Origin of the sequence: Sinomicrobium oceani, from assembly GCF_900119185.1 — a bacterium.
GTDB lineage: Bacteria > Bacteroidota > Bacteroidia > Flavobacteriales > Flavobacteriaceae > Sinomicrobium > Sinomicrobium oceani.
In genome coordinates this window covers 216,995-237,560 of the sequence record NZ_FPJE01000003.1, presented here as the reverse complement: position 1 = coordinate 237,560, position 20,566 = coordinate 216,995, and the positions used below count along the sequence as shown (strand labels likewise).

General features: G+C 44.6%; 23 protein-coding genes. 8 read left to right on the top strand and 15 right to left on the bottom strand.

All coding sequences use genetic code 11. From position 1 onward, the window contains the following. Positions 1-48: 48 nt before the first annotated feature. The 4 genes from BT112_RS04055 to BT112_RS04040 form a co-directional block, all read right to left on the bottom strand. A complete protein-coding gene (locus BT112_RS04055; RefSeq protein WP_072316079.1) occupies positions 49-768 on the bottom strand; it encodes a DUF4198 domain-containing protein in 720 nt (239 codons plus the stop codon). A gap of 130 nt (positions 769-898) precedes the next feature. Further along, entirely contained in the window at positions 899-2,524 is a 1,626-nt protein-coding gene (locus BT112_RS04050; RefSeq protein ID WP_072316078.1) for a PepSY-associated TM helix domain-containing protein, read from the bottom strand. Between the two features lie 23 nt (positions 2,525-2,547). Then, positions 2,548-2,844, bottom strand: coding sequence for a hypothetical protein (locus tag BT112_RS04045; protein WP_072316077.1), 297 nt, complete (start codon positions 2,842-2,844; stop codon positions 2,548-2,550). Positions 2,845-2,848: 4 nt separating this feature from the next. Continuing rightward, positions 2,849-3,175 (bottom strand): hypothetical protein, encoded by a 327-nt coding sequence (locus tag BT112_RS04040; RefSeq protein ID WP_072316076.1) that lies wholly within the window; start codon positions 3,173-3,175, stop codon positions 2,849-2,851. A gap of 248 nt (positions 3,176-3,423) precedes the next feature. On the opposite strand from BT112_RS04040, the gene BT112_RS04035 reads away from it, so the two are divergent. From BT112_RS04035 to BT112_RS04020, 4 genes are all read left to right on the top strand, one after another. Continuing rightward, positions 3,424-3,984: an RNA polymerase sigma factor gene (locus tag BT112_RS04035; RefSeq protein WP_072316075.1), complete on the top strand. Its 561-nt coding sequence runs from the start codon at positions 3,424-3,426 to the stop codon at positions 3,982-3,984. Between the two features lie 36 nt (positions 3,985-4,020). Continuing rightward, a complete protein-coding gene (locus BT112_RS04030) occupies positions 4,021-4,602 on the top strand; it encodes a hypothetical protein (protein ID WP_072316074.1) in 582 nt (193 codons plus the stop codon). Continuing rightward, complete coding sequence (locus BT112_RS04025; protein WP_072316073.1) at positions 4,583-5,680, top strand: DUF4097 family beta strand repeat-containing protein; 1,098 nt, start codon at positions 4,583-4,585, stop codon at positions 5,678-5,680. The genes BT112_RS04030 and BT112_RS04025 overlap by 20 nt, the downstream gene beginning before the upstream one ends. A 69-nt stretch (positions 5,681-5,749) precedes the next feature. Next, complete coding sequence (locus BT112_RS04020) at positions 5,750-6,472, top strand: head GIN domain-containing protein (protein WP_072316072.1); 723 nt, start codon at positions 5,750-5,752, stop codon at positions 6,470-6,472. 207 nt (positions 6,473-6,679) lie between these two features. Here BT112_RS04020 and BT112_RS04015 read toward each other — a convergent pair whose 3' ends face one another. From BT112_RS04015 to BT112_RS03990, 6 genes are all read right to left on the bottom strand, one after another. Further along, a complete protein-coding gene (locus BT112_RS04015) occupies positions 6,680-8,008 on the bottom strand; it encodes a sugar porter family MFS transporter (RefSeq protein ID WP_072316071.1) in 1,329 nt (442 codons plus the stop codon). 26 nt (positions 8,009-8,034) lie between these two features. Beyond that, positions 8,035-8,811, bottom strand: a complete 777-nt coding sequence (locus BT112_RS04010; protein ID WP_072316070.1) for an HAD-IIA family hydrolase — start codon at positions 8,809-8,811, stop codon at positions 8,035-8,037. 98 nt (positions 8,812-8,909) lie between these two features. After that, positions 8,910-10,226 (bottom strand): MFS transporter, encoded by a 1,317-nt coding sequence (locus BT112_RS04005; RefSeq protein ID WP_072316069.1) that lies wholly within the window; start codon positions 10,224-10,226, stop codon positions 8,910-8,912. A gap of 142 nt (positions 10,227-10,368) precedes the next feature. Then, on the bottom strand, positions 10,369-11,184 hold the full coding sequence (locus BT112_RS04000; protein WP_072316068.1) for a M48 family metallopeptidase: 816 nt from the start codon (positions 11,182-11,184) through the stop codon (positions 10,369-10,371). 147 nt (positions 11,185-11,331) lie between these two features. Next, positions 11,332-11,985, bottom strand: coding sequence for an NAD(P)-dependent oxidoreductase (locus BT112_RS03995; protein ID WP_072316067.1), 654 nt, complete (start codon positions 11,983-11,985; stop codon positions 11,332-11,334). A gap of 64 nt (positions 11,986-12,049) precedes the next feature. Continuing rightward, positions 12,050-12,457 carry an RrF2 family transcriptional regulator gene (locus tag BT112_RS03990; protein ID WP_072316160.1) on the bottom strand — a complete coding sequence of 136 codons (408 nt, stop codon included), beginning with the start codon at positions 12,455-12,457 and terminating at the stop codon, positions 12,050-12,052. A 145-nt stretch (positions 12,458-12,602) separates the two neighbouring features. Here BT112_RS03990 and BT112_RS03985 point away from each other — a divergent pair, with 145 nt between their 5' ends. Both BT112_RS03985 and BT112_RS03980 read left to right on the top strand, forming a co-directional pair. Next, positions 12,603-13,169, top strand: a complete 567-nt coding sequence (locus tag BT112_RS03985) for a Crp/Fnr family transcriptional regulator (protein ID WP_072316066.1) — start codon at positions 12,603-12,605, stop codon at positions 13,167-13,169. 141 nt (positions 13,170-13,310) lie between these two features. After that, entirely contained in the window at positions 13,311-13,697 is a 387-nt protein-coding gene (locus BT112_RS03980) for a DoxX family protein (RefSeq protein WP_245776980.1), read from the top strand. Between the two features lie 7 nt (positions 13,698-13,704). Here BT112_RS03980 and BT112_RS03975 read toward each other — a convergent pair whose 3' ends face one another. Both BT112_RS03975 and kynU read right to left on the bottom strand, forming a co-directional pair. Further along, positions 13,705-15,072 (bottom strand): FAD-dependent oxidoreductase, encoded by a 1,368-nt coding sequence (locus BT112_RS03975; RefSeq protein WP_072316064.1) that lies wholly within the window; start codon positions 15,070-15,072, stop codon positions 13,705-13,707. A gap of 65 nt (positions 15,073-15,137) precedes the next feature. Then, a complete protein-coding gene (gene kynU, locus BT112_RS03970) occupies positions 15,138-16,424 on the bottom strand; it encodes a kynureninase (RefSeq protein ID WP_072316063.1) in 1,287 nt (428 codons plus the stop codon). Between the two features lie 138 nt (positions 16,425-16,562). Here kynU and BT112_RS03965 point away from each other — a divergent pair, with 138 nt between their 5' ends. Next, on the top strand, positions 16,563-17,204 hold the full coding sequence (locus tag BT112_RS03965) for an O-methyltransferase (protein ID WP_072316062.1): 642 nt from the start codon (positions 16,563-16,565) through the stop codon (positions 17,202-17,204). On the opposite strand, the gene BT112_RS03960 is transcribed toward BT112_RS03965, so the two are convergent. From BT112_RS03960 to gpmI, 3 genes are all read right to left on the bottom strand, one after another. Further along, the gene (locus BT112_RS03960; RefSeq protein ID WP_072316061.1) at positions 17,160-17,747 is read right to left on the bottom strand and encodes a phosphatase PAP2 family protein; all 588 of its coding nucleotides are present in this window, start codon (positions 17,745-17,747) and stop codon (positions 17,160-17,162) included. The genes BT112_RS03965 and BT112_RS03960 overlap by 45 nt on opposite strands. Then, positions 17,747-18,019: a Sec-independent protein translocase subunit TatA/TatB gene (locus BT112_RS03955; protein ID WP_072316060.1), complete on the bottom strand. Its 273-nt coding sequence runs from the start codon at positions 18,017-18,019 to the stop codon at positions 17,747-17,749. The genes BT112_RS03960 and BT112_RS03955 overlap by 1 nt, the downstream gene beginning before the upstream one ends. Before the next feature lie 139 nt (positions 18,020-18,158). After that, entirely contained in the window at positions 18,159-19,676 is a 1,518-nt protein-coding gene (gene gpmI, locus BT112_RS03950; protein ID WP_072316059.1) for a 2,3-bisphosphoglycerate-independent phosphoglycerate mutase, read from the bottom strand. A gap of 405 nt (positions 19,677-20,081) precedes the next feature. Here gpmI and BT112_RS03945 point away from each other — a divergent pair, with 405 nt between their 5' ends. Next, the gene (locus BT112_RS03945; protein WP_072316058.1) at positions 20,082-20,474 is read left to right on the top strand and encodes an ankyrin repeat domain-containing protein; all 393 of its coding nucleotides are present in this window, start codon (positions 20,082-20,084) and stop codon (positions 20,472-20,474) included. The last annotated feature ends 92 nt before the right edge of the window (positions 20,475-20,566 follow it).

Sequence of the window (20,566 nt, the reverse complement as noted above, 5' to 3'; positions counted from 1 at the left end):
GGAATTCCGGAAGGACTTTTGTATAGCGGTAAAGTCTTTCTGTTTTTACTACTGTTGCTTGTCGAAGCTATATGTGGTAAAGTGCCAGATATACTCATAATCCTTATCCTTAAATGTTCCGGTAACCTGTTCTTTATAAGACGTTTCCACAACATAGCGCTCGTTCCACGGCATAGCAAAAGATACTTTTCCCTGCTCGTCGGTTTTCAGTGTCTTTTCCCATCCTCCGGGCAGGAATACCTTGAGTTCGTTTTCCGCCAGCGGCTTACCTTCATACCACAGTTGAAGTGTTACCTCTGCCCCTTCCGATACGGGCAGGACCTCAAGCTTGGAAAGTTCTGTAGCCTTCGCATCATCAAGAGTTCCCTTTCCTACATGTACTGTCGCTACAGCGGCATATTCTGTCTTGAAAATCCCCAGGTCGTATTGTGTATAGTCTACCACATCGACATTGTCATTGGTAAGTATCACCCGGTACACTCCAGGTTTTTCCGGCGTAAAGGATGCGCTGTAATGATCTGCTGCCGCTTTTTTGTCCAGCGTTGTTTTCCTGCCGTCGGGCCCTACGAGGTGAAGGGTGAAATCTTGTGCATAGGTAAAATGACCGTCTGTTTTCTCACGTTCCCCATAACTGTACTCTCCGAAGAAAACTTTAACCTCATGCGATTTGTTCAGCTTCCCGGAAGCTTTGGTTTCCAGCCACAGAAAATGAGCGTTTGCCTGCTGTAAGCCGAAAACGGCGATCAATGCTAAAACTATTTTTTTCATGTTTTGTATTTTACAAGGTTTATCGAATATTAATTATATTAAAAAGTAATTCTTTTCCTCCTACCCTTATGTATTGCCGGTATAACTAAATCCAGGGGATCATAGGTGTCATACGAATTCACTTGGTATTTTAGTCTACAGGTATGAGATTTTCTTTGGGTTTAATTTTCTTAGGAGGTCTAACCGCAATTGCCGTCTTGTTTTTCCGGAGCCTGAATGCTATGATCAGCGCCGTTAACGAAAGTAGAAGCCAGAATACATCGACAAAGAAAATATCATAATACCCTGCATGCAGAGACACCCACATCCAGTTGCCGGAAACCAGGCCGTTGACTATAGGTATCATAAGCCCGATAAATCCACCACTGATAAGGGTATATTTGTTGGTAAAATAATTATCTCTTTTCAGGGTAAAGACCACGGAAAGGACCAACCAGCTGTAAAAGAAAATCCGGAAGATGGTATGCATTCTCGAAGGGTCAAAAGCAGTGACAAACACTTTTACCCCGACAAAGGTTATAGCGGTGGCAGGGAACATACTGAGACAAACAGCAAGGTATATCCACACCAGCCAGGCATTAAAACGTCTTTTTCGTTCGGACACGGTCTTTTTATCTCTCGCTACAAGCCATATCATCACTCCCGATATAATCACAAAACAGGAAACCAGTCCGAGAATGAAATAAATCACCCGCAATCCTGTTCCTCCGAAATCGCCGAAATGAAGTTTTGTAAGCACATTGGTAGCGCCATCCAGATACGACGCTCCGTGATAAGGATCTTTGACGTCAACGACTTCTCCGGTTGCGGCTTTAAAAACCATCTTTCCCTTTCCGAGAAAGCTCCGGGTATTAAGCGGAAGTCCCTCAACGGCAACATGCATATTGGCATCTCCGTAATTATATACTGTAACCGTACGGATATCAAAATCTTTCCATGTCTCCCGGGTCCGGTTAACCAGGTCATTGATATGAACCGGAGGCTGCTCACGCTCCATAAGCATGGGATAATTTTCTCCGCCCACCCCGAAATCTGCATACATTTTTGTCGCATCATTGTCATAAAATAACGCTACTACAGGCGGAGCCATGACCAGGGTACTTATAATGAGATACGTTCCCGTCAATGCAAAAATAAACTGGTACGGCAACCCAAGAATTCCCAGGGCCGTATGGGCATCTGTCCATATTGTCTTCCATTTTGCCCCCGGCCGAAAAATGTAGAAATTGGAGACAATTTTATTCCAATGTACCAAAACCCCGGTGATAACAGCAAACAAAAAGAAAAAAGCAACCAATCCGGCCAGGAAATACCCCGAACGGCCAAAGAGATTAAGCTGAGCAAAAAAATGCAGGCGATAGAGGAACTCCCCTATAGAATAGGAACTGAAGTAATCATAACTCTTCATCGTTTCCTTATCCAAGTAAAAGAAGGAACCTGCCGCCGTTTCTTTCGGGGCAAGCGTATCTTTGGAAGGCCCCAGACTTACCCCTACCCTTCGCTCTTCGTAATACTGGTTGAACGTAATATCTCTTCCGTAAGCAGCTTGCCTGCTATTGATCGAATCGAGTAAAAGGTCGAAGTTTACTTCGTTCATTCCTCTTTCCATCACAGGCTCGTTACGCTCCCAACTGATAATTTCATCCCTGAAAAAAGAAAAGGAGCCGGCAAAAAATATCACGTACAATGCCGCACTGATGATGATACCGCTGATGGTATGTGTATTAAAAAGAACGTTATAGATTCTGTTGTTCATAGCTCTTCTGATATTTTAGATATCTATGCGGTTCCGTAGATTTTCCCCAGGTATATTCCGGCAGAGAACACCAATGTCAACAACAGGTAAACACCCCATATCTTCCATCCGTTTTTCACCAGAAATGCAAGCAGGAATAATATACACCACAATAAAAACCCCATAAACCGGAGTGTCATGAGTACATTGACATGATCTACCCAGTACGCCAGGGCAATATGTAAGGTCACCGTTACCATATATCCTCCGAGAAATCCGGCGGTTATTTTCGCAAAACGCTGGCTTGCGGAAGCTGTCAAATATTTCTTGTTCGCCGGCATGATGCTAAAGGAATTCAAAAGTGACAGAGAGTACCAGTACCAAGAAGAGTACCTGGTAACGCACAAAACGTAAGGGCGCGATCAATACGATAAGACTACCGATGGTCATCAGTATAACCACAAATGCAAATATACCTGCTCCCAGGCCGTAATATATCACCGATAATACCATGCCAAGAACCAATAGCAGCAATCCCGCTGTTTTGCTTTGTGCACGATGTGCCTGCATCCAGCGTTCTATACCGAGCGACTTGCTGAGCACAGCCCTGCGCGATGTATTATAGAGCGCGTAAAAACCCAGAAATGAGATGGCAATAATCAATGTAGTCATAGCTATACCCTTTATTTTGACTAAATCTAAACAATCGCAAATATAATAACAGCGTCCTGATCGCACAACTTTATTTAGATTAATTTTAAATCACTTGATTCCCTCTCTTTTCTCCGTTATTACCTTTTGCCTTTTTGCATCTGACATATGTCGCTTTTCCGTTTCTTTATCCTAATTTTAAAAAAAATCAGGCTAAAGTGTAACAATCCGTATTCCTGTTCATCTTTATACTGAAAAACAATTACTTTTTGAGCCAACCGGATACATATACAGAGCAACTGCTTGTGCAATGCAAAGCGGGGAATGCCAAAGCACAGTTAGAGGTTTACAACCGTTATTACAAGGCAATGTACAACACAGCCTTCCGCATCGTAAAAGACGAGTTTGAAGCCGAAGACATTATGCAGGAGTCATTTCTCAAAGCATTTACCAGGCTCGACACGTTTCGCGGTGATGTGGCCTTCGGGGCGTGGTTGAAGAGAATTGTTGTAAACGACAGTATCTATAGTTTCCGGAAACAACAGAAAAACCGTGAAATTTCGATCGATGAAACATTACATAAGGTCGAAGATAATGATGGGATTTCCTCCGATCATGCGTTTACAAATACTCAGGCTCAAAAAGTTTTGGAAACCATGAAAACCCTGAAGGACAATTACAGAATTTCTTTGACCTTACATTTAATAGAAGGGTACGATTATGAAGAAATAAGTGAAATAATGCAGATCAGTTATGCCAATTGCAGAACTACGATCAGCCGGGCCAAAGACAGCCTGCGTAGAAAACTGCAACAAGCAGCTTTGAATTAAGAAGAAGAAAGACGTAATTTTTGAACACCGATTCTTATGGAGAAAGATGATATCGACCAATTATTCGGGCATTTAGAGGGCGGTTTCGATACGGAGACCCCGCCGGCGGGGCATGAAGCCCGTTTCCTGAACAAACTGGCACAGCAAAAAAGTAAAACCACCGTACATCGTACACCGGTCTATAAGCTGCGGAACGTAATGGCTATAGCCGCATCGGTAGTACTGCTACTGGGATTGGGATGGGTACTTCTGGATACCCCTTCATCTCCCGGGGCCACAGATACGGAAACCCGGGAAGAAACCACATATCCCGAACTCGCCAGAACCCAGCACTATTTCTCTTCACTTATCGAAAATGAATTGAAGAAGATCAAAGAAGAAGCAAATACCGAAGATACCAGGATTATTGTTAACGATGCCATCATACAACTGGAACAGATTGAATCGGATTATGAAAAGCTGGAAGAAGAACTCCAAAAAAACGGGTACAGCAAACAGTTGCTCAATGCCATGATCACCAATTTCCAGACCAGGATAACGCTGTTACAGCATGTAATGGAGCAAATAGAAGACACCAAGAAATTAAAAACAGAACGTCATGAAGAAAACAGGATATAAAATCGCATACACACTACTTGCCCTCCTTATCCCATTTCTCGGGGTAGCGGACAATGCTACAAAACCCGATCCGAAATGGACAGGACGGTACAGCAAGGAAAAAAAGATAAAAAAGTCTTTTGAAGTCAATACCAATGCCCTGCTGAAAGTAAACAATTCTTACGGCAATATCGTCATCTCTTCCTGGGATCAGAACCGTGTGGAGATCGAAGTGATGATTAAAACCAATGGGAACAGCGAAGAAAAGGTTAAACAAAAACTGGATGAGATCGATGTGGAGTTCGAAGCCGGGAAGAGCATGGTTTCCGCAAAAACCACTTTCGGAAAGAAAAAATGGGGGTTCAGTTCCAGGAATAACAGTACCAGTATGGAAATAAACTACACCATCAAGCTTCCCAAAAATAACAGTGTAGATCTTAGCAATGACTACGGCGGAATACAGATCGACAAGATCAACGGCAACTCCAGAATAAGTTGCGATTATGGCAAACTCGATATCGGGGAACTGAATGGTAACGATAATCAGCTCTCCTTCGATTATACCACGAAATCCTCGATAGGGTACATGAAAAACGGGAACATCAATGCAGATTATTCCGGTTTTGTACTGGAAAAAGCCGGAAATCTAAATCTCAATGCCGACTATACATCTTCCGAGATCAATAATGTATCGCATCTGGAATACACCTGTGACTACGGAAGTATCAACGTAGGTAATGCAGGTGATATCCGTGGAAACGGAGATTATCTCTCCACCAAACTGGGAACCATACATGGAAATCTCGATATTACCGCAGATTACGGCTCGGTAAAAATAGAACAACTCGCTGCCGATGCCGGGAATGTAAATATCCGGACGGAATACACCGGCCTGAAAATAGGTTTCCATCCCGATTATCACTTTAGTTTCGAGGCCAAACTCGAATATGCCGGATTTAAGGGGGAGGATGATTTCGATTACGACATCAAACGGCAAGAGGGATCCTCCAAATACTACAAGGGTACTTATGGTAATTCACCTTCCAGAAAAGTATATATTTCATCAGAATACGGGGGAGTTACCCTCTATAAAAACTAATACGAACGTACTCCGGGAACATCGGACACCCCGGAATCCATTAATCAATAATTTAAAATCTTATAACTCATGAAAAAGATCATTGCACTATGCATCGGACTGCTGTTCGCATCGACTATCCATGCACAATGGTTCGGCAACAAAAAAGTGACCGGAAACGGTCACGTTGTAAAAACCGATAGAAAAACCGGGGACTATGACCATATCGGCGTAGCGGGAATGTATGATGTAGTCCTGGTCAGTGGTACGGAAGGAAATATTACCATAGAGGCCGAAGAAAATCTGATGGAATACATAGAAACGGAAGTCAAAAGCAATACCTTAAATATCAAAACCACCCGTGGGATCAACCTGAGACCCCGGAAAAAAATACGTATTACCGTTCCTTTCCGGGATATATCGGCAGTATCTCTTGCCGGTTCGGGCAGCATCACAGGCCAGGACCTCATCAAGGCCAATGATTTCAAAACAAGCCTGGCAGGTTCCGGCGATATAGACCTGGCTGTTGAAGCCGGTAAGGTAGAAAGCAATATCGCAGGTTCCGGGGATATCAGACTCAAAGGCAAAACAAAGGTTTACGAAGCTAATGTTTCCGGTTCCGGAGATATCCATGCCTATGACCTTATTGCAGAACAAGTACATACAGCCGTTTCGGGGTCGGGAGATATCCAGGTGCACTGTAACGATATGCTGAAAGCCAGAGTATCGGGCTCCGGAAATATATCTTATAAAGGTAATGCGAGAGAAGACTCTAAAGTTTCGGGTTCCGGAAAAATACGAAAAACGAGTTAACCACCAGAATACATCCGTCATATCATGAAACAAAGGCCGTCTTTCGCAGACAGCCTTTGTTTTTTCATATCGCCTTGTGTTTGTCTGTTTTAAACCTGGAACAGTATGCAGAATTTAAATTCGATCAGCATACTCCAAACCCATCAACCAACAAACTAAAATCCCACCGGCTATGCCATGCCACAGACCCGGTCTTATCTTTTCGGGCTATTTATCTTTTACCATACGCTTTTCCAGTTCTTCCAGGGAAACTCCTTTGGTTTCCGGCATCAGGAAGAGTGTAAACAGCAATTGCAACACCATCATAAAGGCGAAAAAGGCAAAAATAGGCCATGGGTTATCCCGGAACATATCTATAAATACCGGGGCCAGCAACGTTATCAAGGCCGCGAATACCCAATGGACACCACTTCCGAAGGCCTGTCCGTAAGCACGTACCCGGTTGGGAAATATTTCTGAAATAAAAACCCAGATCACCGCGCCCTGCCCGATAGCATGTGAAGCTATAAACAACAATATAAATATCAAAAGGATTACAGGATTGGCCGAAGCATAGAAAGACCATGCTACCATAGCGAGACTTATGATATATCCTGCGGAACCGATAAGCATAAGCTGTTTTCTCCCGAGGTTATCTATGAGCCGTAACCCGAGTAGGGTAAATATAAGGTTAATCACTCCTATGGATATGGCATTCATCAGGGAATCTTTAGAGGCCAGACCGGCCATTTCCAAAATTTCAGGGGCATAATACAGGATAAAGTTGATACCGGACAACTGGTTGAAAAAAGCAATAAGAAAGGCCAGTAAAAGCGGCAGGCCAAATTTTCTGGAAAACACATGGCCTCCCTTCTCCGGGCTATTGTCCAGGCGTATCTGTTCCAGGGCTTTTTCTGCCGTTTCGCCATCGTACATTTTGTGCAATACTTCACGTGCTCCGGCTTCGTCCTGTTTGTGAAGCAAGAGCCACCGCGGGCTATTCGGCACACCGAGAACCATAATGCTGTATATCACGGCAGGAATAGCTTCTACGCCGAGCATAAACCTCCAGTCGTTCACTCCTCCTACTCCCTGCAGCAAATAATTGGAAATATAAGCCAGCAGAATACCGAATACGAGATTGAACTGGTATAGCGCTACCAGCTTACCCCGGTTTTTTGCACTGGATATCTCCGAAATATAGGTCGGGGCAGCAACTGAGGATGCTCCCACACCCAATCCGCCTATAAAACGGAAAAAGGAGAATGAATACGGATCGGGAGCCAGCCCGGATCCCAAAGCAGAAATCAGGTACAAGACCCCTATCCAGAAAAGTGTTTTCTTTCTTCCGAACCTATTACAAGGAATCCCACCACAAAGTGCTCCTACAACTGTTCCCCATAAGGCCATGGACATGATAAACATACCGTGAAACCAGGCCGAAGTATCCCATAGCTCCCGGATCGGCAGGTTTGCTCCGGAAATGACTACGGTATCGAAACCAAACAAAAATCCGGACAGGGCTACTGTCACGGACCAGTTACGCATATTATTCATTCTGTTCTTAAATTTCTGTTTTAAGCTTAAATCCTGGTCAGTTCTTCTACGGAGAGTTCCTTCACCGAATTAATGATCTGGTTTGGCTGAAAGGCATAATGTTGCAGATCTTCTTTTTTGGACACTCCTGATAAGGTGAGTATAGTGTGATATCCCAATTGTATACCACCCAGAATATCGGTATCCATAGTGTCACCTATGATAATGGTTTCCTGAGCCGTAAGACCGAGGGTTTTTCTTGCCGCCCGCATCATTACCGGGCTGGGCTTCCCTACTGAAAAGGCCTTTTTCCCGGTGGCTTCCTCGATCATCGCTACGATAGCTTTGATTCCGAGGTTATTCCAACCTTCCTTCTTGGGAGAAGGATCAAGGTTCGTAGCTATAAATTTAGCACCTTCCAGGATCATATCTACGGCATTGTTCACCATTTCGAGGGTAAAATTACGACCTTCGCCCACCACCACATAATCCGGATTCTGATTTACCATTACATACCCCTGCTGATGCAGACTGGTTATGAGTCCGCCTTCACCCAATACATAAGCCGTACCGTTGGGTTTCATAAAAGACAGGAACCAGGCCGTGGCCATAGCACTGGTATATACATTTTCTTCTTTGATATGTATTCCCATCTTAGCTACTTTATTGACCGTATCCAGGGGGGAACGCTGGCTGTTATTGGTCATAAAAAGAAAGGGGATATCGTTTTCCTGCAATGAAGCTATAAAAGTATCTGCACCTTCTATCATGGTGTCTCCACTATAGATAACACCATCCATATCTATTAAAAATCCTTTTTTCATTATTAGGTTTATTTTTTTAATGTACGGGATAAATTAAGGGCTAAGATAACAAAACCCTTACGTTTATCCTTGGTATAAGGTCATCTTAACGTTATGTCTTATTGCTGTGGTTTCTTCACTGTTTCTACCCGGAGCAGCAGAAATATCCCCACAAAAAACAAGGCCCCGAGGAAGAGTACCGAATTTCGCATACTTCCCGTAATCTGTGCTATAAAACCATACAGGAACATCCCTATGACAATTCCTATTTTCTCTGCCACGTCATAAAAGCTGAAAAAAGAAGCCGTATCTTCCGTTTCCGGAAGAAACTTGGAGTATGTAGACCTGGACAAACTCTGAATGCCTCCCATAACCAGCCCCACGAAAGCGGCAGCAATATAAAATTGTTCAGGGGTCTTTACAAAATATGCATACACGCAGATCAGTGCCCATAGTATATTGATCCCGGTAAGGGTTTTGATATTTCCCATTCTCCGGGATATCAAAGACGTTATCCACGCTCCGAATGCAGCGACGATCTGTATGAGCAGAATGCTCAGAATAAGTCCGGTTGTACGTTCGTCCGCACCGCCCCATTCCAGCTCTTCTTCCCCGAAATACGTTGCGGCGAGCATTACGGTCTGCACAGCCATGCTGTAAACGAAAAAAGCTCCCAGGTATCGTTTTAGTCTGGGCGACTCTCCGAGCCTTATCCATACTTTTTTAAGTTCTTTAAACCCATTGAAAAGTACGTTCCGGTGGTATTTCCCATGGGAAGTGTTTCCTTTGGGAAGATAATAAAAAGTGTACTGGCTAAATCCTATCCACCATATCCCGGTAAGAATAAAAGATATTTTGGTAGGTGCTCCGGCTCCCGAAAAACCAAACCATTCGTGTTTGAGGATCATCAGCAGGCAGAGTAGCAGCAATACCACACTTCCTATATACCCCATGGAATAACCTTTGGCACTGATACTGTCCTGCTGTTCGGGATAGGCAATATCGGGCAGGTAAGAGTTGTAAAACACCAGGCTGGCCCAAAAGCCTATTAAAGCAAGAAAATAACAGGTAAGCCCGAAATAAATATGCTCAAGGGAAAACCAGTAAAGTCCTATGCAGGAAAATGCCCCGAGATAACAGAAAAACTTGAGAAAAATCTTCTTATTCCCCGTATAATCGGCAACTCCCGAGAGTAGCGGCGATATTACGGATACAACCAGGAAAGCCAGTGCCGTCACATAGCTGATCAGCGGTGCTCTTGCTATATCCCCGCCAAAAACATGAATTTTTTCAAGTTGGGCTTCCCGGAATAAAGCACCGTAAAAGATAGGAAAGACCGCCGAAGCGATCACCAGGCTGTACACCGAATTGGCCCAGTCGTAGAATGCCCAGGCTCCAAGCAGTTTTTTACTGCCTTTTTCTAATTTTTTCGTCATTTCTGAGGTTGGTTGCGCAATATATGCTGACAATAAAAAAGCTGTTCTTTTGCAGAACAGCTCCTAATATAAACATTAATTTTAAACGCATTGTTATCTCCGTATAAAGAACCTAATCTATACCGGAATTATTTTTCCGGGACTATTGAAAACTGGTTACCCCGAACTTTTTTGCTTCAGCTCTTGCTGTCGGCACCAGCTGAGTCAACGCACGGATACGGGTATCACTGGAAGGGTGAGTACTCAGTAACTCCGGCGGCGCTTCTCCTCCGCTGTTCGCTTTCATACGCTCCCACAACCGCGGCGCTTCTGCAGGGTCATATCCCGCTATGGCCATAATCTCAATACCGATGGCATCGGCCTCGCTTTCGTGCTTTCTGCTAAAGGGCAGCATAGCACCTACCTGTGTTCCCACACCGTAAGCCTGAGCCCACATTTCCTGTGCCTGGGCCGTTTTTCCACTGGTAGCCACAGCTACACCCACAGCGCCGAGTTGCTGTAAAGTTCCCGCACTCATACGCTGTGCTCCGTGATCGGCCAGGGCATGTGCCACTTCGTGCCCCATAACCACAGCAAGTCCGGTTTCGTTTTTGGTAATCGGCAGTATTCCGGTATACACCACAATTTTCCCTCCCGGCATACACCATGCATTGACCTGGTCGTCCTGCACCAGGTTATATTCCCACTTATAATCCTTCAGATAACCTTCATAGCCATTGGCATTGAGCCAGCGCTCGGCAGCCTTGGCAATACGCTGCCCTACTTTCTTTACCATCTGGGCGTCCGAAGTCCCTGTAACAACCTTATGTTCTTTCAAAAACTCATCATACTGCTGAAAAGCCATCGGAAAGATCGAACTGTTAGAATGGAAGTTAAGCGTACTCTTGCCCGTAAAAGGGTTTGTCTTACAGGAAAGCACAAATGATAATGCAAAAAGTGATAACCAGATTTTTCTCATAACCGTACGTATATTTATAGAGTAAAAGTACAAAATTAACAGTAAAAGTTTGCAATACGCGAACGAATCTATACAACAAGGGGAGGCCCTGTTCCGGAAACGTCCTCCCTTTGATATTATTTTATTCCTGCAGACCGGTATCCCAAATCAATACGCAGCTGTAAACCGTTCGCGATGGTGTTTTGGCTTTTCCAGTTCATCCGCTATAACCACTCCCACATCTTCTCCTGACAATACACTCCTGCCGTCCTTGTCGAATACGGGGCTCTCCAGCCCCTGACGATATGTGCCGGTACGCCCGGTCTTTATGCCTTGATGCATTTCGAGCGCGGGACTGAAAAATGCCCAATCGAGGGTTTTTTCTTCACGTATGTCTTCCAGGTATTTACGGGCGGCATCCGCTCCGGGTTTTATCTCTTCCGGAAATTCGGGAGTATCCACAACCTGCAATCCCGGTTTGATATAAAGGCTTCCTCCTCCGCCAATGACGATAAAACGACTCACTCCCGATCTTTTCACCGCTTCCTGAATAGCCCTTGCCCCTTTCAGAAAATCGTCGTGAATATTCGGGTTTGTCCAGCCCGGATTGAAAGCACTGACCACGGCATCATGCCCTTCCAGGACCTTCGCCAGTGCCGGCGTATCCATAACATCAACCGATACCGGGGTAATGTGTGCTCCGCTGACTTCGGATTTTTCAGGGTTTCTGGCTATGGCCGTGATCTTATGCCCACGGGCTGACAGTTCTTTCAGGATATTGGAGCCTACAAAACCTGTGGCCCCGATTAATGCTACTTTCATTTTTTAAATATTTAGATTAAATTATTCTGTATCACTTTACCTTACAGTTTAAGACAAAAAAATATCAGCCGAATTTTTGTACAAAATCTTTCAGGGTTACCGTGGTTAGTTTTTGCCTGACGTAGTCATCCGTATCTTCATAAAGTGCTTCGAGGTGCCTGTTAACCTCCTTTCCCACCGGACAGTCCGGATTGGGTGTATTGGAACGCCCCAGTACATGTACCTGTTTTACGGCATCATAAACATCGGATAACTTTATCTGTGATGCCGGCCTGGCCAGGATACTGCCCCCTCCCTTACCTTCCTTGCTTTCTACCAGCATACACAACTTCAGGTTACTTATTTCCTTACGAATTGCAGCGGCATTGACATTGACACTACCCGCTATAAAATCGGAAGACAAATACACTCCTTCGTTTAAAGCCAGTAAAGTAAGTATGTGCAATGATGTGGCAAACCGTACATTATTCATTCTGTAATCAAAATTTATACAGTACAAAGATATACTTTTTATATGCTCTCCTGTATTTTTTAACGCTTTTTTATTATCGGATGATATCCTTCTGTTTGCCGTATATTTGATTCCGGGGCATACCTGTTTCAAAATTGGTCTTCTTATGGAAAAAATCCACGAATATTTTAAGACACTGGTTCCGATCACCGATGAGGAAGCACTCTTCTTTTCCTCAAAACTGACCATGAGGAATTTCAAAAGGAACACATTCGTACTACAGAGCGGTAAAATTGAGAATTACCTGTCTTTTATCGAAAAAGGCACCATACGTTATTTCACGGAACGTGAAGATAAAGAGATCACTTTCGGTTTTGCTCTGGCCGGTTCTTTTGAAAGCGCTTATGATTCCTTTCTGAAGCAAACTCCGTCTCATTACCATATACAGGCTCTTGAAGATACGGTTTTGTGGAGTATAAGTTATGATGATTTACAGGAGGTCTATACCCGGACTTCGGTAGGTCAGCTTATCGGCCGGAAAGCCTCGGAAGAGCTTTTTATCCTGAAAAGCGAAAGGGAAAAGTCTTTACTGCTGTACAGCGCGCGGGAACGTTATGAAATGTTACTCAGTAAAAATCCGGAACTCTTCCGGAAAATTCCACTGAAATATATCGCGTCTTACCTCGGGATTACCCCCCAGGCCCTGAGCCGGATCCGAAGGCGTATTTCTTAACCCGGGTTCATTGACCCGAACGGGGCTGGCTGCTAATTTTGTCTCCTGTACAACTTAACACCAAAATTTATGGAAGCCCTGGCCGTACTAATATTGACTTTTGTGATCTCCATTCTTCTCTGCCGTATAAAAAAAGTACGTATGCCCATCCCTTATTCCGGAAGGCTGGCCATGGCCTGTATGCTGGTTCTTACCGGAACCGGACATTTTCTTTTTACCGAAGGCATGATGCTGATGTTACCCGAATATATACCTGCCCGAAAAGCTATAGTCCTGTTCACCGGAATATTTGAATTTGCTGCCGCGCTAATGCTCCTCATACCAAAATATCGGGTAGTCACCGGATGGGTGCTCATCGTCTTTTTTGTACTTGCCCTGCCCTGCAATATATATGCAGCCATTCATAACGCAGACCTGCACACTGCTACGTACGACGGCGCAGGACTTCCGTATCTCTGGTTCCGTATTCCGTTGCAGTTGTTCTTTATAGCCTGGGTCTGTCTCTTTATCCTGAAGAAAAATACTTAAAGCGACTTTACTTCCACATCTCCGCAGGTACCGTAGTCTCCAGAAGCCCGAGTATCCGCTGTTCTACTTCTTCGCTATCCCAGATATCGGCTATATTTTTTATTTCCATAATGCGATCCATAATAGCCCGTTGCCTGTCCCCTTCGGCAAGGGCCTCGGCATAAGGACGTTCGGAAAATGTCACACGGCTGTACAGCGGCGCCCATTTATCCGGGTGTTTTGCCGCAAACCGGCCCTCTATCTTTTTTCGTAGTATGAACTGCGGATCGGCAGTTTTGGTACTCATTTCCATAAAATTCCGGAAACTGAGTTCGGCAATAGCATCCGTATTGGGTTTACGTTCGCTCTCGTACTGTCTGAAGATACTGTGCCAGTCATTTTCATGCACATTCATCAGGTTATTCAAAACGCGGATGTCTTCAAACCCCGCATTCATGCCCTGACCGTAAAAAGGTACGATGGCATGGGCCGAATCCCCTACCAGGGCTACCTTATCGGAATATGCCCATGGAAAACATTTGATCGTTACCAGGGCACTGGTCGGATTCCGGAAAAATTCTTTTAACAGGCTGGGGATATCTTCCACTACATCCGGAAAATGTTTTTCAAAAAACTGCTGCACCTTGATATCACTGTCCAGACTTTCAAAAGAATGCGCTCCTTCAAATGGCATGAAGAGCGTACAGGTAAAACTACCGTCCAGATTGGGAAGTGCTATGAGCATGAATGCTCCACGCGGCCAGATATGCAGGGAATGTTTTTCCAGTTTATGCGAACCATCGGCATTAGCTGGTATGGTCAGCTCCTTATACCCTGTATTCAGGAATTCCTGAGCGTAGTTGAACCGGCTTTGGCGCTGCATTTTATGACGTACCCTGGAGAAAGCCCCGTCTGCTCCGAAAATATGGTCATAACGGGCAGACATCCTCGATTCGTTTTCGGATTTACCGGTATGAATTGCGGCTTCATCGAGATCCACGTCCCACACCTTGGACTCGAATATAAAACGTGCACCGGCTTTTTCCGCAAGTGTTATCATTTTTTTGTTGAGTACTCCTCTTGAAATGGAATAAATGGCTTCGCCCTCTTTTCCGTAGGGTTGAAAATACAAAGGTTTTCCCGGTAGGTGAATAGCCCTCTTATCCATACGTATAGCCAGCTTTTTCACTTCCTCTGCTACCCCTACTTCTTCCAGGGCCAGCCATCCACGCAGGGACATGGCCAGATTTATGGAGCGTCCGGAAAATTCTATGGTGCGTATATCCGGCCTCCTGTCGTACACATCTACTTCATGTCCTCTGTTTCTCAGGTATATGGCCAGTAAAGATCCGACCAGTCCACTGCCTACGACAGCTATATTTTTTGACTCCTGCATGCGTTCTGTTTAGGGTTAATCCCGGTCGTGTTTCGTATGCACTGCAGTAACCGGAATTCGTGTCATTATGTGGTTTGTAAGGTATCGATACCTTTTTTGAGAATTTTTCCGAATTCGTACATATCTTCAAAGGAGCAGTAAAAAGGTGCCGGAGCCAGTCTTATGACGTTTGGTTCCCTCCAGTCTGTCACAACCCCGTTCTTCATCAGATAATCGAATAAAGGTCTGCCCTGACCATGCAGTAAGACCGAAAGCTGACATCCTCGTTCCCCGGGTTTATCGGGTGTGATGATCTCAAATTCGCCAAATGTCTGCGCATCTACTTCGCGCAATATGTATTCGAGATAAGCGGTCAGTACATCTCTTTTGGCTATCAGCGCATCCATTCCGACCTCGGCAAACATTTCTACCGAAGCCAGGTAGGGCGCCAGCGAAAGGACAGGGAGATTACTCACCTGCCATCCGTCTGCTCCATGAACGGGATCGAACGAGGGTTCCATCAGAAAACGACGTTCTTTGTTATGTCCCCACCAACCGGCAAATCTGGGAAGCTCCTTGTTTTGATGATGCTTTTCGTGTATAAATGCCCCGGAAGCGTTTCCGGGCCCGCTGTTCATATATTTATAGCTGCACCATGCGGCAAAATCCACATCCCAATCGTGCAGTTTCAGTTTTACATTTCCGGCAGCATGGGCAAGATCCCAGCCTACCATGGCCCCGGCACGATGTCCGGCACGGGTTATGGCTTCCATATCAAAAACCTGCCCGGTATAATAATTGACGCCTCCTATAAGGACCAGGGCGAGTTCATCGCCGATCTCAGCAATTTTATCCAGAATATCCTCGGTGCGTATATGGTGCTCTCCTTCTCTTTTCCCGATCTCCACTATAGCATCTTCCGGAGAAAAACCGTGAAATTTTACCTGGCTCTGTAGCATATACTGATCGCTCGGGAACGCTTTGGCTTCGCAAAGGATCTTATAGCGGCCCGCAGCAGGCCGGTAAAACGATACCATCAACAGGTGCAGGTTTACCGTGAGGGTATTCATTACGGTAACTTCCGAAGGCTGTGCGCCTACAACAGCACTCAGGGGCACTGCAAAACGTTCCTGATAATCCCACCAGGGTTTTCCGGCCTGAAAATGACCTTCTACGGCCAGTTCTGCCCAGTCTGTCATCACCTCATCAACGTATTTCCGGGTTCTTTTGGGTTGTAATCCCAGTGAGTTTCCGGTAAAGTAAATCACCGGCCTGCCGTTTACTTCGGGAAAGATAAACTCCCTTTTGTAGGTTTTGAGAGGATCACGGGCATCCATTTCCTGCGCAAATGCCCTTGTATTCTGAAATTGCATTATTTTTAGTTTCGGTAAAAGTAAACATTTCTAAGCAATATGGACATCCCTGTAACCGGAAAGTATTCTTTCTCTTAAGTGTAGGGTATATGGTGCGGAACCTTCTGTTATCTCTTATATTTGTAAAAAAGACCACGTATGCATTTTATATCCGAAATCCTCGAAAACTACGTCGAAAACCACACCCAGGACGAACCCGAACTGTTGAAAGAACTCGACCGGGAAACACATCTCAAAGTGCTCAGGCCCCGGATGCTCAGCGGGCATTTCCAGGGCAGGTTACTAAGCCTGATCTCCAAGCTCAAATCACCCCGGTACATTCTCGAAATCGGCACCTATACCGGATATTCGGCTATCTGTATGGCTGAAGGGCTACAAGAGGACGGGGAATTGCATACGATAGATATCAACGAAGAACTCCACGATCTGCAACGCAGGTATTTTGACCGCAGTGGGTTTGGCGACCGCATCATACAACATACGGGAAATGCCCTCGATATCATACCAACATTCGATACGGGGTTCGATCTTGTGTTTATCGATGCGGACAAAGAGAATTACCAGGAGTATTTTGACCTGGTCATTACGAAGATGAATCCGGGCGGACTTATACTCTCAGACAATGTACTGTGGAGCGGCAAGGTCGTCGAACCGGTAAAACCCAATGACAAAAGCACGATGGCGTTGCTGGAATACAATGAAAAACTGAAAAATGACCCCAGAGTGGAGACCATTTTACTGCCTGTGCGGGACGGTCTCACGATATGCCGCGTAATGTAGAAGTGTTCGTCCCATGTAGAGGTATATGCCCATACCGATAAGAAAACCTGCTGTCCAGCCCACCAAAACATCTATAGGGTAATGTACGGCGAAGTACAGCCTGCTCACTCCGAATAAGAGCGGCCAGAGGCATATAGCATATACCCAGCGTTGCCTTTTTCGCATAAAACAGATGAACAAGGTGGTAATAGCCATGGAATTGGAGGCATGCCCGGAGAAAAAACTATAACCGTAGCCTTTAATGATCAAGCGCAGATTGCCGGCAACTTCCGGATCGTTTACAGGACGGGGGCGCTGTACGATCTCCTTTACGATTTCCGTACAAAGCAGCGTCAATGCAAGTGCAAATAATATGGTAGTGATAACGGCAAAAGCCCTTCTGCGGGTAAAGCTTTTAAGGGCTACGAAAAGAAAGGCGAGGTACAAAGGCGTCCATGCCATGATACTGGTTGAAAAACCCCAGAAGATATCCCAATCGGCATTTCCCAGTTGATTGATATATATCACGAGGCCCTTATCCCATTCCGGCCAGGAAATAATCATCAGAGTTGTCTTTTTATAGACCCCGAAATATCGTCTATATCATCTTTTACTTTATTTATTTCGTCATTCAAATCTTTGGTAAGGTTACTGTCTATACCCTGTTTTTCAGCACTCTTCTGTATTTCAGCTTTGATGTCGTTTGTGGCATTTTTAAGCTGCTGCATGCCCTTACCGAGTCCTTTGGCTATTTCGGGAATCTTATCGGCTCCGAATACCATCACTACGATAAAGAGAATAAAAAGTATTTCCGGACCGCTGATAAATAAAAACATAAGCTTATTGATATATAGATACAAATATAATGAAGTTTATATTCCTTTTGGTGTATTGATGTTAAAAGTTACGTCCCCTCCTTAAAAAGGAAAAAGGTACCGAACCTTCGTCCGATACCTTTTAAGTATTGTCCCGGCCTTAAACCAGTGGCTTCCGGGTCATTTCTTCCGGTTGAGACACTCCCATCAGTTTCAGGATGGTAGGTGCTATATCTCCGAGTATTCCGTTGTGTATTTCTTTGATATTTTCATCCACCAGGATCACCGGAACCGGATTGGTGGTATGTGCCGTATTGGGGCTGCCATCCGGGTTGACCATGGTATCACAGTTTCCGTGATCTGCTATGATTATCGATGTATACCCGTTTTCGGAAGCGGCTGTCACTACTGCCTGTGCACATTCGTCTACAGTTTCGCAAGCTTTTATCGCAGCCTCCATGACCCCGGTATGCCCTACCATATCCGGATTTGCAAAATTGAGACATACGAAATCTACTTCTCCTTTTTTCAGTTCCGGCACAATGGCATCGCGAATATCATAGGCACTCATCTCCGGTTGCAGGTCGTATGTCGCCACTTTGGGGGACGGACATAAAATACGCTTTTCTCCATCGAAAGGAGCTTCTCTTCCTCCGTTAAAGAAAAAGGTAACATGCGGATATTTTTCGGTCTCGGCAATCCGGATCTGCTTTTTACCGGCTTCGGAAAGTACCTCTCCGAGCGTCTTCCTGATATTATCCTTATCATATATCACATGGATATTCTCAAAAGTATCATCGTAGTTGGTCATCGTTACGAAATACAGGTTGAGTTTATGCATATTCTGTTCGTGAAAATCCTGTTGGGTCAGGGCCTGAGTAAGCTGTCGCCCGCGATCCGTACGGAAATTGAAAAATATTACCACGTCTCCCTGCTGAATATTAGTCACCGGTTCGCCATTACCGTCATCGGCAATAAGCGGTTTGATAAATTCGTCGGTCACACCGTTGTCATAACTCTCCTGTATTCCTTCCACCAGGTCGTCAGTGACATACCCGATACCGTTAACCAGCGCATCGTATGCAAACTTCACCCGCTCCCATCTTTTGTCCCTGTCCATGGCATAATAACGTCCTGTTACCGTTGCCAGAGTAGCATTTTTTTTACGGCAGTACTGCTGTATGTCCGATACGAATCCTTTTCCGCTTCGGGGATCCACGTCTCTCCCGTCGGTAAAGGCATGAACATATACTTTCTCCAGCCCGAAAGCATCGGAAGCATCCAGTAATCCTTTCAGGTGGTTGATATGCGAATGCACCCCGCCGTCACTGAGTAACCCGAGAAAATGTACATTTTTTTCCTTCTTCCTCGCATAGTCAAACGCATCTAACAGCACCTGCTCTTCTGCCAATGTACCTTCTTCCACTGCCATATTGATGCGTGCGAGGTCCTGATAGACAATCCGCCCCGCACCGAGGTTCATATGCCCTACTTCACTGTTTCCCATCTGTCCCTCCGGAAGCCCCACATTCATTCCGTCCGTAAGGAGATTTGCATTAGGGTATTTCTTATAGAGAGCATCTATAAAAGGAGTATTCGCATTATCTATTGCGGAGATCTTGGGGTCGGGAGATTTTCCCCATCCGTCCAGGATCATCAATAAAACTTTTTTATTCATGTTCTGTATTTCTGTTTAAACAATTATAGCGTACGAAGTAAACAGGCCTCCGGGGCCAGAGATACAAAGGTACGAATACTATCGATAAACAAAAGGTGTATTGTTGTTAAGATAAGAAGCATAGTTCATAAATTTTATGAAATTTTCCGGGCTTTAAAAATCGTACTCACAGAAGCCCAACGGGGCAAAAACAAAAATTAAAAAACTAATTTTCAACAAAATAAAAACAATTCCGGTTTTTAAATCTTCATAAGTGATCCTCCCTGATATTTGTTAATATTATGTTATAAAAATAATCATTTGTAACAAAGCCGATTTCTTGTCGTCTCTTAAACAAAGCGCTTTTACAACATCAATTCATTCATTTTTTACAATACATACGTCATCGTATAAAACATATACATCATGAAAAAAACAGCTCTTATATTAACAGGAATCGTTATGCTAACTTTCGGAAAATCTTCTTTTGCATCTCCGGAAAAACCTCTTGGAAATTATAAAATCGAAGTCACGGAAATCACCAAGGTAAGTCCGCTTTGTCTTGCTATTTCCAAAGGAGACATTGCCACGGTTAAAAAATTTATCGAGCTCGGCAGCAACGTCAACGAAAAATCCAGGGGGATGACCCCACTTATGTATGCCGCACGTTACAACAAAGCAGAGATCATTAAACTCCTTATTGCCAACGGTGCAAAATTAAAAATCAAGGACGACAAAGGCTTCACAGCACTCAAGCATGCCGAGTTGTCCAATGCGACGGATGCTATAGCCGTACTTAAAAAGGCTTTAGAATCATGAGATTGTGGTCTCATATTTTATTATTTGATTAGCTGTAAAGCCCTGTCGGAATGACGGGGCTTTTTTTTTGAAGTATTTTCTCCGTTTTTACT